This window comes from Bacillus sp. SLBN-46, from assembly GCF_031453555.1.
Taxonomy (GTDB): Bacteria; Bacillota; Bacilli; order Bacillales; family Cytobacillaceae; genus Neobacillus.
Genome location: NZ_JAVIZM010000001.1, coordinates 3,043,426 through 3,057,310, shown reverse-complemented (window position 1 = coordinate 3,057,310; position 13,885 = coordinate 3,043,426). Strand labels below are relative to the sequence as shown.

Genomic DNA, 13,885 nt, shown 5'->3' with positions numbered 1-13,885 from the left:
ATTGTGTATTTACATTATTCGGCAATTAATAATCCCCTAGTAATTTCGTATAGTAAATGTTGCTATTCATTTTAATCTTAACTGCCCTAAGGGAAATACTAGGAGTATAACAATTAATCCTAAAATTGATAATGCAGCCTAAGAAGGAGTGATTTTCTATGGTCTTATCCTTGGTAAAAGGTCAAAAAATAGAATTAACAAAAAATAATCCGGACATGAACTTATTACATATTGGTTTAGATTGGAAAGCACCAAAAACATTTGATGTGGATGTGTCTGCTTTTTTGCTTGGAAATGATGAGAAAATTGTGCGTGAAGAGGACTTTGTTTTTTATGGTCAGACTACTTCAAGTAACGGTTCAGTGAACTTAGAGGAATCGTTGTCAACGATCGAAAAACAGCACTTCATCATAAATCTTCCCAATGTTTCCGATGAAGTTCAAAAGATTTCGTTTACACTTACTATTTATGAATCAGAACTAAATGGTTACACTTTTCAAGATGTTACAGATATCAAATTAAGGATAATGAACATTAGGCTTCAGCAGGAGTTAGCTATTTTTCCTATTGATTACACATTCACTAAAGAGAGTGCTGTGGTACTAGGCACTCTTTACCGATATTCAGGCGAATGGAAATTTCATGCTGTTGGTTCTGGTTTTTTTGGTGGTCTTTCAGATTTATGTGCTGATTATGGGATTGAGGTTGATTCATCCATTGATGAATCTCAGAATCCAGTTCCTACGATTCAACCACCCACAGATTATAATCAACTCATTCAAACGGATCTAGTACGTGAAGTATCAGAAGATGGTGAAGCGGTACCAGTGCCTCCAATAGAACATGTTCAGTTAAAGCGTTCATCTGTTGTTCAGTTTAATGAAAGACGAATTGAAACTCTATCTAATCAGAGCGAGGAACTTATTCACCTCTTTGATGACCCACAAGAAGATGAAGTTCAAACCGTTCAGTTGAATGCAATTGACTCCCAACTAAATTCCCACTTTTTTCAAACTGAATTTGAAGAAATAGATCAAGACTCCTTTTTTCATTCATTATCCGAAGTAGATAAGACCTTCCTATTAATGTTTGAAAATGGAAAAGTCGCTGTAAAGTCTGCAAAGGAATATTTGAAAAAAAATGGACTTTTTTTAGCTTTATTCGTTAATAACATTAATGAGAAAGCAATTGAACACCTCGATGATAATCTATTACAACTCGAAAATGAATCAATCAAAGTATTTGAAGAGTTCGAACCTTTATTTGAAAAGATTAAGGAGAGAGTGAGAAATGAACATTAAGAAACGTGATTCAACCGCCATCCTGAATTCTCTTTCAGGAGGAGTAGTTCCAAGCAGGGGGTTACAGTACATATTAGTGGGAAGAACTCAGGAAGCAGCTCAGATCCTTAAGGAACTTAATGAGGTAAAAAAAGGATCTTCCGTCGTTAAGTTCTTTATTGGTTCTTTCGGGAGTGGTAAAAGTTTTATTCAGGCATTAATCCAGCAAATTGCCTTAAAAGAGAACTTTGTGGTAACCAAAGCAGATTTCACCCCAGAAAGAAGACTTTATGGCAATGAACAAAAGGGAGTTGCCCTTTATACAGAATTAATGAAGAATATATCTATTTTCACTGTCCCAGAAGGCGGAGCCTTGAGCACAATTATTGATAAATGGATTAACGACGTTCAAGAGCAAGTCGTCCAAATGGTTGGATATCATTCGATTGAATTGGATAACCCAACTTTTGTTGAGGATGTAGAACTTGAAATTTCCCGTATCATCTCTCAAATGGATGTATATACGGGTGGATATGATTTTGCTCGCATAATAACGAGCTATTATCAAGGATTCATTCAAGATGACACAGAGTTACAGCGAAAAGCGCTAAGATGGATTCGTGGTGAATATCGTACTAAAACAGAAGCTAGATCTGACTTGGGTGTTCGGGATATCATCAATGATGATAATTATTATAACTATATTAAGATTCTTTCCCAATTTGTCCGACAAATCGGATATTCTGGTTTCGTCATCAATTTTGATGAGGCCATTAACCTTTACAAAATTACTCACCCGCATACTAGAGATAAGAATTATGAGACAATATTAAAAATATATAATGATACGGTTCAAGGGAATATGGAAGGTCTTTACATCAATTTTAGTGGAACTTTAGAATTTTTAGAAGATGAAAGCAGGGGACTTTTTAGTTATGGCGCATTAAAACGAAGATTAGAAACCAATCGGTTTGAAACCAATGAATTTAGAGACCTTTCTCAGCCTGTTATTAAACTAAAACCCTTAAAACAAGAAGAAACATATGTCCTACTACAAAAATTGAGAAACATTCATGCATTCCATTATGGATACCAAAGCACTGTGACAAATGAGGAAATGAAAAAATTTATCCAACAGGAATATGCAAGAGTTGGGACATTAGAAAACTTGACTGTAGGAGATGTGGTAAGAGGATTTTTAGGTGCATTAAATATTCTACATCAGAATCCAAACTATGATCGTTCGGCAATTTTTGGTGAAACTCATAAAGCCATAGAGACTTAACAAAGAAAACTCCCTTAATAAAAGGGAGTTTTTAATGTGACCATGAACTTGTGTTTAATTGTACTATATTTCAGTACCGTTATCCTAGCATTACCTTAATTCAAGCCAATTTAAAAACTCCGTCCTATGCCGTTCATGCCAGTTATTGCAAATAATATATGTTCCCCCGTTAATAACAAATGCTTCACTCCAATATCTCACATAACCATTGATAAATTTTTGTTTCGATATATATTGTCCCTTCTCAATTTTTCTAAGGAATGGAAAGTTGAGATTGAATGTTTCTTTTGAGTATCTTTCATCTAATAAATTTTGAACCATTTCCTCGGAAAGTTGACCATTTCTGGCCAACTTTCCGACTTCTTTGCGAACTAGTTGGCCAATTTTCTCATTATCATCACTACTGACAGCAATTTTGTTTATGTATTGCTGAGTCATTTTTGAAACCATAGTGTTCCTACTAGAGGTTACAATGCCTTTTACTTGAGGTGAAGTTTTAACTGATGATTGTGTGTCTTTTAGAGGATTATGTATTTGGATCTGATATTCTTCATTTACGTAATGAATGAACGTAAATTGAAAGCCATAAACTTTGAAAAGTTCATTTAATAACTTTACAGCATTTGTGAGTTGTTCTTGTAAAGATGGATTTAGGTCTGGTGCTGCAAAAATAATTGTTCCTTTTGATATATCGTAATAACCGTGGATTAGCATAGCAGTTCTAATCATATTTTTTATTATTTTTTCCATTTTAGTATTATCTTTTAAGTAGATAAAACCCATATCATGGAATGTAGTGTTGATTCCATAAATGTTGGCAATGGTTCCAGATTTGATTTCAAGCCCCAGTACGTCAATTTCCCCATGATTCAAAAACTGATAAGGGCTAACAGTATCTCTAAAAATATTTAACTTATATCTGTCATAAAAAAAGTCTTTGGTTGAATCAATGACTTCTTTTATCGTATCTTCATTATGTAAATCCAATAAATGGGATGATACATTCCAATTTTTTTGTATGAGTTGGCATTTCTTTATCTTCTTAAGCCACAAATCAATCATTGATACTCCATTTTTTATCCTCATTTTCTACTCTCCCAAAGCCTTTTATACTTCTAATTTACCATATATTAGAGGATGTTAATCTACTAATAGTAAAAATTACACATGAATTTTGTGGTTTAGGGAATCGATAGTAAATAATATTGTTATATAATGGTATAAACCCTTGTTGAAATGTACATAAATACAAATTGATGAATTTTTTCATTCATGATGAAAACAAGGAAGGAATAAGGAATCACAGCTATAAAATGAAGATTAAAGAACGCTTTATTCACCAGATCAATGTTTCTTAATGGAAGATTGTAGGCCCAGGTACAGGAAGAGTTTGGTGGGTTTTTAAAGAGAATCGTCGTAGATATTTACGCGACTGAAAAGATAATATTAACTAGATCACTAAGAAAGCCGGTGCGGAACTAGAATGAAGATTACATTTAGTTCGTAACAGCTAGTGACTGCCGGTTAGGAGAAAACAAGGGACATCGTTATATTATGTAGATAATCTAAGTGGAGGTGCATTATATGCCCATTTATAACAAACTCGTTCGTGATCTCATACCACATACAATTGAAAGTACTGGAAAGCAATATTCAACAAGAATCCTAGAAAACGATGAATACATAAAAGAACTAAAAAACAAGTGCTTTGAAGAACTTCAAGAATATGTAAATGCCGAAAGTGATGAAAATGCTCTTGAAGAGATAGCAGATCTACTTGAGATTATTCATGCCCTAGCTAACTGTCATGGTGCGTCCTATGATAAGGTGGAGGAAATCCGGCGAAAAAAGGCGGAAAAGCGTGGCGCATTCAAAGAAAAAATCTTTTTAATTGAGGTTGAAGATGAGTAACATTTAAGTGAATGGTAGAAAAATACTGATAGATAATAAGTGTATATATACAAATGAATAGCATTAGCAGGTGAGGGGCCAATGAGTCATAAATTACAAGTTGGAGAAATGAAAGCTACATATTTAACAGACAGAGAAATATGGGCTCATTTTAATTACATTTTCTCTTCAAAGTCAAAGAATTCTACTACATATAAGTTTGTTCTGATTAAGTCAATTTTGGAAAACCTTTATAATGTTAATGATAAGTTGGAATTACATTATTCAACAATTTTCTCCAGTTTTGCCAAGATATATTGGAACCTTGTTATCCATCATGACCTCAATCAAATTAATATGTCCAATAAAAAGGCCGAGGTTCAAAAAATACTTCTTGATATACAGAATAAGTATCAAATACCCAATACACTTGTTTTTGATAAGCTTTCTAATGAGATACAAATTGAGGTCATTAACAAAGTGACAAGAAGATGTAAGATTAATGTAATGGGAGCTATATACGGTGACACTGGTTGCACCATTTATGATTTCGATAATGGTAAAGAACAGCTAAGGTTGAACAGTACTTTTTATTCCTTTATGCAGCGGTTTCAACGAATATTAACTTATTTAACGAATTATCATTTGGCGTTATTTTTAGAAATATTTAATGAAAAAGGAGACACTACCAATTTGCTTTTAAAGGTGGAGAATGTCTCAAAACGGTCATCGCTAGATCAGTTTTACCAAGTACTTTCATCATTTTATAACGGAAAATGCTTTTATTGCAGAAAAACAATTAAGAAGGAAACATTACATGTTGATCATTTTATTCCATGGAGTTATGTCCAAGCAGATCAGCTATGGAATTTAGTGATAGCTTGCAGTTCTTGTAATTTATCTAAAAGTGACAAATTGGCTGATAAGTTTTTTCTAGAAACGATCATAGAACGAAATAATAACTTCATTGTAATACCGGAACTTAGAGTAAGAGAAGATATGAAAGTATATACAAACAAAAAATTGAAGGAACTATATCATTATTCAGTTGAAAATGGGTTTACTGATGTCTGGATGCCTAAGAAAATAGTCCTGTAATTTATTTCATAATTTTATTTTAAGTGGGTGACCACATGTTAGATCTTACATATTATCAGTCTGTTTTTACTGAAGTCAATACAGAAATTCGCTGCGGTAAAGTGCTGGAAGAGATATCAATTGCAATTATGTCCATATATTAGTGTTTGTAGAATTAAAAGAGGTTCAGCTCGGTAATTGTAAACCGTTTAAGAATAAAATAAAAAAGAAGGTAGAAAGATTTTTTAATTTTGTTTCTACCTTCTTTGATGAAGTAATCATGGTTTATATGGTTTACACACTTTGCATATATTAATAGAACTTTTATTGATAATGTCTAAAGAATTCAACGGTTGATAATACCCGTTTTTTTCCTGATTAATAATCACCTTTAAATCATAGTTTTCCTTTGTGACAAATGAACAATCTGTCCTATGTAGTTTATTACCATTATCTGTATCAAAGATAATTACAAAAGGATATTTTAAGATTTCAGCGAATAGTTTTATTGTCATAAAAATCGACCATCCTTAGCTCTCATTACCTTTATTTTGAAGATACTCTGGCATTGCACCATTGTATTTATGACGTTGGTTGTAAATGTTTGGTTCCTTGTTTCCATTTTCTCTAGGAAGTGTAGAATAATGTAAACGGTCCTTGATTGCATAATGATGTGGTTCAAAAACTCCTGCTAAGAGGTTTTCTAAATAAGGTAGTCGTTCATTTATTGCGTTAACTGTTCGACCCTGAACGTCAGGAACTTGGTCAAATATCTCTTCAGCTAATTCTAAGGTTAGCTTTTTTTGTTCCTTTAATGATTTACCTTCAATTTTTTTGCCTGTAAGAAGGAATTGCTATTAATAAATGACTTTGTTCTTTTACTTTCCACTGCATGCCCACTGTAATTCCCTTCCAATTCGGTTTTGTAATAAATTCTATGCAAAACAACTTAACTCCTTCATAAAGTGCAAAACAATATTTTACTAGATGAATAAAAAATAAAAAAACAAGTTCCTCCAGAAATTTTAAATATGGGGGAACTTGTTAAAAAAATATTTTCAATTTTTTATTAAATACTAAAGTAGTTCACTCAACAATGGTCAATAGAGTCAGTACTCTTCCTACCTCTGGATTATATACCGATTGTTCATAAACCATCTCATTTTCTTTGGCGTCACTGAACCAGCTAGAAGCTGGCACTTCACCTTCTCTAATCTCTTCCTTCATGCTTGGGTTAGTAAAAAAACTCGCAGCTTTACTTCTATCGTCAACTCTTTCAAATGACACAAGACTACGTTTTCCTGAAAACCTTTTGATTATTTTAGAATCTTTGGACTGGACAACCGCATATTTTTCATCTGCAAAATCGACTAATCTGTTTAACAATACGAATAGAGACACATTATATTTTTTATCTGCAAGTTCTTTTATTGATTCAATCGTAGCATTTTTTTCAATAAAATCGGTTATTAGTTCTTCTGGAGGAATCAAAATGTTTAATGCAAATTGATTTGCCTCCATTTCTTCGACTTCTTCTGTTAAAAGGGTGGAGTGACCAAATAACAGATTGCTTGAATTCTTTTGCTTGTCCTTATCTATTTCGTATTTTCTAGAGATATAGCTTGATTTTAAATGCCAGGGGAGAACATAATGACCAATTAACGCTGCTAAAGTGAATTTTCTTCTCGTCTCAATTGTCATTTTTCGATCCAATATAATGATGGGATGATCTACTTGAATAAGAATTCCTTCACCCTCTTCTAAATGATCTTCAAACACCTTAATACCTAATTCTTTTGCAAAGCCGTATATATCGATTGGTAAGGTTTTATCTATTTTTTCTTCAAGATAAAAATTTGCATATTCTGAAGCAGTTTCGAAGAGAGTATCAATTTTCACTTTTCTACCAGTTGCTAAAAAAGTAGCATACTCAACCAATTTTTCCTTATCTTGTTCCTTCAATGAATTAATAATTCGAAGGATTACCCTGTCTGAATGGTCAAGTGGTTCTTGAGTTTGTTCTTTAGTAATTCCAGAAACTAAGTATTCAGTAGATACCTTCAAGGCAAAAGATAATTTCCTCAAAGCTTCAAAGGATGGCCTCCGCGCTCCAGATTCATATTGACTTATTGCCGGGGGTTTAAGGCCAACTTGATTTGCCAGTTCAGCTTGAGACATATTTAATTCTTTTCTTCTATTTTTAATGCGTTCATTAATGGATTTGGGCATTTCTACAAACCCTTCCTTACTATTTGTTAAGTTAATAATAACACACAGGAAATTTTATTGACAACACCGTTAACATTAGTTATATTAAAGTTCACAAGATGTTATTTGTGAGTTTGCTTGGGTTAATATCCTACTAATTTACTATTTACCACTTACCTATCAAGGAGGAATAGTCATGTATTTTAAAAATTTTGAGAATAGTTTACGAAAATTGCCTTTAAAAGGATTATACGAAAAAGAGGATTTGCTAACTGATGAGTTTCTATATGCTAGGGATGGAAAAGTAGAAGTTTACTGGGCTCCTTTTGAATACATAAACAAAGAGGCGAAAGTCATTATTTTAGGGATTACTCCCGGTTGGACACAAATGGAGCTAGCATTTAATTACGTCCGTCATCACATTGATGAAGAAACGCATGAACAATTAATTTCTAACGCTAAGAATAATGCAAGCTTTGGCGGAACTACTATGAGAAAAAACCTCATTGATATGCTAGATGGGATCGGGCTACATCATTTTCTACAAATTAATAGCTGTGAACAGCTTTTTAATGAAAAGCATTCTTTATTACATACATCATCAGTTCTAAGATACCCCGTGTTTATTGAGGGTGAAAATTATAGCGGCAGTAACCCCAAGATCTTCAGTCAAGATATATTCTTGAAAATGATCGATGAGTTATTAGTACCAGAACTAAATCAAATGAAAAATGCGGTTATTATCCCTACTGGCAAAGTAGTCTCTGATGTACTTAAATTTCTTGTTGACGAGAGGAAAATAGTTAATAAGACAATTCTTTTTAATTTTCCACATCCATCTGGTGCTAATGGTCACCGTAAAGAGCAATATGAAATTAATAAAGATACTTTTAAGGAGCAGTTAATAACAACTGCAAAAAGTGGACCATTTCAGGAAACTATCAATCAATTAAGACCTTCCCAAGATCAGATGTCTGAATTAATTAAGCATCTAAAAATAATTGGGGAGGAATTAAAGAGAGGGAATGATCTAAAGGAAAGAGATTCCTATTATGAAAAACGGTTGTCACGTCTAGCTGACGAGATTGAACCATACGATCACAAAATCGCATTAGTTATTGAACATCTCTTAAGATAACGAAGAAGGCGAGTGGAAGGACATGGAAAAGAGGCTGAAAAATATTTATAAGAAATCATTATTTGTTGAGTTAGTGAAACTTGGTAATGATTTTCACCATAGCATGAGGAACAAGAACAATCCAAAATACCAAGTATTCGTGATGGTAGATACACCAAAGTTAAGAAAAGATTTGGTGGAATTATCAGGTCAAACCTATATCGAGGGATATCATGGGGATAACTAAAAGAGCGATCATTATCCTTATTGCCGTTATATTGTTGGGTTTTGGATACAATGTATTTACTAGTTTAATAGAATCAAAGGACACTAAAGAGTCTGTTGACAAAGTTGAAGAAAGTGATGTCATTAAAACATTGGCAACCAGTGGTGAAGAAGATATTGGTGAGGATTATGTAAGTGAATCGCAAGAAGTCGAGGAATTTCCATTAGATATGACTGAGGATTATGTTCAAAATGCTATCCATTCAATGAGTCATGCTAAAGTATATGCTCCGGAGAAACGAGGGCATTTAGAGCCAACTCAACAGAGAATTGAGAGATTACTAGCGGTACTTAAGCAAAATCAGGATGGACTTTCAAACAGTGACCTCTACATTAGCATCTTAACAAGATGGCAAATGGGTGATTTTAGTCAGGCTGTTTCCGATCATAATAAAATTTGGGAACTTCAGGAAGGTGATGTAGGAAAAGCTACGAGATTGCTTACTAAAGAAGAGGAGGAGGAGTACAGAGCTGAATACTATTAATGTTATTAGGCTATAAATAATAAAGGTAACAAAAATCAGAGCAAGTATGGAAGATAGATATAACGCTAATCCCCGGATATTATATTGTCTGGGGATTATTTTTATGAAGTAAATTACATATGATAACAGAAACTTTTAGAAAGTTATCCTTCCAACTCTATTGGCTCATTTTGTCAAATCTTGTAGAATAGTATATGAATTTACAGTTTAATACAGGAATAACAAGGATAATTTAAATATATAATGAATGTGGTTATTATTGGATATTTCCAAGCGAAAAGAGGTCCTACAATTGAAAGACAAGTTAATACATATGAGGGATAAGCTCAATGATATTAGTCGGCGGAATCGCTCGATTCGATTATTGAAGCTTTATAATAAGTGGAGTTTTGATTTAACAGAACTGGACAACTTAAACAAGTTGTCTAAAGAGAAACTAAGTGTATCAATCGTTGAACAGATCATTAATCAATCCAAAAATGAAATTATCTTATTGAAGCCAACGATCAACAATGAAGTCTCAATGAATCTTTCACGGAAATTAACGGATTTGTTTAGAAATATTAAAGGAATTGAAGACGAGACAGGAATACATGATTTCTATTTAGGATTCCCTTTTTTATCAGGAACCTTATCAGACGGGACTTTTTTTCAAGCTCCTTTATTTCTATATCCGCTAAGGCTTGAAAAAAACAATGTGAATGCACAAAAGTGGGTTTTAAAAATAGATGAGGGCGGTTCTCAGATTAATCGTACGTTGTTTTTAGCATTCAAAAAATTAAACAACCTAACTTTTACAGAAGATTTCTTTGAACAAGCAGCCGAAATCTCAACAAATTACAATTACGAAGAATGGGTAACATTTTTAAAGAGTCATGAAATGAATGTTTCATTTACACCTCAGGGGATTATCAAACTGAAGGAATATAAAAAAGAAGAAATTCCAGGTGTTGCAGGATTAACTTTGTTGGAAAATGCTGTTATCGGAAACTTTCCACAAGGTGGATCTTCACTGGTAAAGGATTATGAGGAGCTCATAATTCTTTCAGAAGAAAGTGATTTATCGTTAGCTGGAGAACTCATTGAGCCACAAGATAATGAAATTGAGAGTGATGGAGAGCTACTAGAAACCGGACTGGGTAAACATTCTAATGATCCGGAAATATTAAATCTATTACAAGCGGATGGGTCTCAAGAAGAAATTATAAAAGAAGCACGTTATAAAAAAGGGCTCGTTGTTCATGGACCTCCTGGAACTGGTAAATCTCAAGTCATTGTAAATCTTATTACTGATGCTCTCCAACAACAAAAGAAAGTACTGGTTGTGTGTCAAAAGCGTGCAGCACTTGATGTCGTTTACCAACGTCTGGATGGATTAGGGTTAAGTAATCACGTGGCGCTTGTCCATGATGAAAAGAATGACAGGAAAAAGCTTTATGCAAAAGTTGGCGCTGTTCTCGAGCAAAATCAGGTGTCTTTTGAGAATGCCATCAATCAATTATCATCAACATCTAAAAAGTTATCCTCCCAAGAGGAGTTATTGAACAGTATAGCGAGTGCTTTGTATAGCTATCAAGACTTTGGTTTACGATTATATGATTTATATGGATTGGCTAAACCAGTTGAAGAAAGCACACAAATTATTGACTTGCATGAGGTTTTACCTGCGTTAAATAAAGATGTTTTAGATGATATTTCTGAAAAAGCTTACACATATGCGGAATGGTTTGATCGCTTTGGTGATGAGGATTTTCCATTAAAAGAACGTAAAACCTTTGCTAATTTTACTATGAAAGAAAAGCTCGAGGCCATCGAAGTTCTCAATGATGTGATTGATAAAGCGAAACGAGCGGTTGAATATATTGACTCACTTGACCATGAAAAAATTACACCAGGATATACTTGGCTGATCGAAAGTAAGTTGGATAAAATTTACCCTGACCTAGAAGATGGGACAAAAAGAACTTTACAAGGCCTAAGACTTTGGTGGTGGACTTCTGTCTCTGGGAAGACGATCATAGAAGAATTGCTTGAGGGTGGGAAATTCAAGGGAACAAGTTCATCCGAATGGCTTACTATTAAGAAGTCTTTAGTGATCATGCATCAGTTGGGTAAAGTGACAAAAGAAATGGCGGAAGAAGTTGAAAAGCTAAAGAAATTCCTTAACGATTCTTTTGTAAACGGCCTGAAAAATAGAATTTCAGAAGGGGATATTCCGTTACATGAACTAGATAAGATGGTTGAATACATTCATCGTGATTTTGAAGAACTTCAGCAAATGGATGTATTTTGGAACAACTGTTCTGAGCTTGAGAAGAAGGTCATTCTCCTTCTTCAAAAGAAAACAGTGAATAACGAATTAACTCTATCTGATTACTGGGTTGATTTATTAAAAAACTCTGTCTATGTTCATTGGATTGATCAAACGGAAAAGAGAAATCCACAGGTGCAGAAAATTTCAACCAATGAATTTTCAAGAATTAGAGAATCTTTTGCAGGTTTAATCGAGGAAAAAAGAAAGATTGGAACACAGTTTTTAATTCATAACCTAACCAAAAAAGTGGACAACGCTCAAACCATTTATGCTAGGAATATCAGAGAGTTAAAGCATCAGGTTGGCAAGAAGCGCCAGGTTTGGCCACTAAGAAGACTTGTAAACGAATTTGCCGGGAATGGTTTAGTTGATATCATGCCTGTATGGCTCGCTTCTCCTGAAATTGTATCATCCATTTTTCCGTTACAAGAAGGATTATTTGATCTAGTTATTTTTGATGAAGCGTCCCAGTGTACGGTAGAAAGTGGAATTCCAGCTGTTTACCGAGCCAAACAAGTAATCATTGCAGGTGATGAAAAACAGCTGCCACCATCCAATCTGTTCCAATCCTCTTTTGTTAATGACGAGGATGAAGAGGAAGAGTACGATACAGATGACTCCATAAGCTTGCTAAACTTGGCAAAAAGAAGGTTTTCTGAAAAGCTTCTTCAATGGCACTATCGTTCTAAATATGAAGAGTTAATCAATTATTCCAATCATGCCTTCTATAACGGCCATGTACAAATCGCACCCAATGTGGTTCCATTTAAAAGCCCACCTGCGATTAAGTGGAAAAAGGTTGATGGAAGATGGATTAATCAGTCCAATGAAGTTGAAGCGATTGAGGTCGTAAAAATTCTGAGAGATATTTTAATTAATCAGCCAGGTAAAACAGTGGGGATTATCACTTTTAACTCCAAGCAGCAATCCAAAATCCAGGACCAGATTGATACACTAGTTAGCGAAGATGAAGAATTTAGTTCGGTTTACAATCAGATGTTAACAAGAGATCTTGATGAACGGGTCTTCGTGAAAAATATTGAAAACGTGCAAGGGGATGAAAGGGATATAATTCTCTTCTCGATTGCCTATGCCAAAAATGAGGAAGGCAAGGTTTATAACCGATTTGGGATGCTGAATCAAAAAGGTGGAGAGAACCGCCTAAACGTTGCCGTCACACGGGCAAAAGAAGGAATCACGGTTGTTTCTAGTATTGAACCAGAAGAATTAAATGTTGCTAATACTTCTCAGCTGGGACCGAAATTACTAAGGGCCTATTTAAAATATGTCAGAGCTGTTTCCAATTCACAGGTTGAACAGATAAACGCAGTAGTGCAAGAAGTGAATGAAAATGTAAATACACATGTGCAAGATAAAGAATTGCACTTTGACTCTCCATTTGAAGAACAGGTTTATCATCAGTTGAGAAAACTCGGATATAATGTTACGACACAAGTGGGGATGTCAGGATACAGAATTGACATGGCCATTGTTCATCCTCATGATTCATCCCGATATATATTGGGAATTGAATGTGATGGAGCCATGTATCATAGCTCTGCTAATGCAAAGGAAAGAGATGTCTATCGTCAACGGTTCCTTGAAAGTAGAGGCTGGACAATCGAACGTATCTGGAGTCGAAACTGGTGGAAGAATTCATCGGCTGAGATTGAGAGGATTGACCAGAAGGTGAAGGAATTGTTGAGGAGTGAAGGGGTTAGGGAGAAGGTTGCGAAGTGAAATTTTGAACTGTCAGTATCTTATGGATACTGGCAGTTTTTCTTTGTTTTTAAAAGAGGGATATAAACTACAATATTTTGTTGTTATCTTTGCGGAATTATGTAAAAAAATGTCTGACTAGTAACCTACTTTAGTAATATAATGGATTTACATAAAATATTAATTTAGGATATTTTACCCAAAAACAAAAAATGGAGTGAAGAT

The 13,885-nt window shown here is 34.1% G+C and carries 10 protein-coding genes; 8 read left to right on the top strand and 2 right to left on the bottom strand.

What is annotated here, in order from left to right:
• Window positions 1-158: 158 nt before the first annotated feature.
• Together QFZ87_RS15745 and QFZ87_RS15740 are read left to right on the top strand one after the other, a co-directional pair.
• Window positions 159-1,301, top strand: a complete 1,143-nt coding sequence (locus tag QFZ87_RS15745; RefSeq protein WP_309863115.1) for a TerD family protein — start codon at window positions 159-161, stop codon at window positions 1,299-1,301.
• Window positions 1,291-2,565, top strand: coding sequence for an ATP-binding protein (locus tag QFZ87_RS15740; RefSeq protein ID WP_309863111.1), 1,275 nt, complete (start codon window positions 1,291-1,293; stop codon window positions 2,563-2,565). Before QFZ87_RS15745 ends, QFZ87_RS15740 begins: the two co-directional genes overlap by 11 nt.
• A gap of 90 nt (window positions 2,566-2,655) precedes the next feature.
• Here the strand turns inward: QFZ87_RS15740 and QFZ87_RS15735 are convergent, their stop codons facing one another.
• Window positions 2,656-3,651, bottom strand: coding sequence for a hypothetical protein (locus QFZ87_RS15735; RefSeq protein WP_309863108.1), 996 nt, complete (start codon window positions 3,649-3,651; stop codon window positions 2,656-2,658).
• A gap of 498 nt (window positions 3,652-4,149) precedes the next feature.
• Between QFZ87_RS15735 and QFZ87_RS15730 the strand changes: the two genes are divergently transcribed.
• Together QFZ87_RS15730 and QFZ87_RS15725 are read left to right on the top strand one after the other, a co-directional pair.
• On the top strand, window positions 4,150-4,476 hold the full coding sequence (locus QFZ87_RS15730; RefSeq protein WP_309863105.1) for a nucleoside triphosphate pyrophosphohydrolase: 327 nt from the start codon (window positions 4,150-4,152) through the stop codon (window positions 4,474-4,476).
• A gap of 81 nt (window positions 4,477-4,557) precedes the next feature.
• A complete protein-coding gene (locus QFZ87_RS15725) occupies window positions 4,558-5,553 on the top strand; it encodes an HNH endonuclease (protein WP_309863103.1) in 996 nt (331 codons plus the stop codon).
• Window positions 5,554-6,618: 1,065 nt separating this feature from the next.
• On the opposite strand, the gene QFZ87_RS15720 is transcribed toward QFZ87_RS15725, so the two are convergent.
• Window positions 6,619-7,761, bottom strand: a complete 1,143-nt coding sequence (locus tag QFZ87_RS15720; protein ID WP_309863100.1) for a helix-turn-helix domain-containing protein — start codon at window positions 7,759-7,761, stop codon at window positions 6,619-6,621.
• A gap of 175 nt (window positions 7,762-7,936) precedes the next feature.
• Here QFZ87_RS15720 and QFZ87_RS15715 point away from each other — a divergent pair, with 175 nt between their 5' ends.
• From QFZ87_RS15715 to QFZ87_RS15700, 4 genes are all read left to right on the top strand, one after another.
• Entirely contained in the window at window positions 7,937-8,878 is a 942-nt protein-coding gene (locus tag QFZ87_RS15715) for a hypothetical protein (RefSeq protein WP_309863098.1), read from the top strand.
• 22 nt (window positions 8,879-8,900) lie between these two features.
• Entirely contained in the window at window positions 8,901-9,104 is a 204-nt protein-coding gene (locus QFZ87_RS15710) for a hypothetical protein (protein ID WP_309863095.1), read from the top strand.
• Entirely contained in the window at window positions 9,091-9,627 is a 537-nt protein-coding gene (locus tag QFZ87_RS15705; protein ID WP_309863092.1) for a DUF6241 domain-containing protein, read from the top strand. The genes QFZ87_RS15710 and QFZ87_RS15705 overlap by 14 nt, the downstream gene beginning before the upstream one ends.
• Before the next feature lie 247 nt (window positions 9,628-9,874).
• Window positions 9,875-13,681: an AAA domain-containing protein gene (locus tag QFZ87_RS15700; protein ID WP_309863089.1), complete on the top strand. Its 3,807-nt coding sequence runs from the start codon at window positions 9,875-9,877 to the stop codon at window positions 13,679-13,681.
• Window positions 13,682-13,885: the final 204 nt, after the last annotated feature.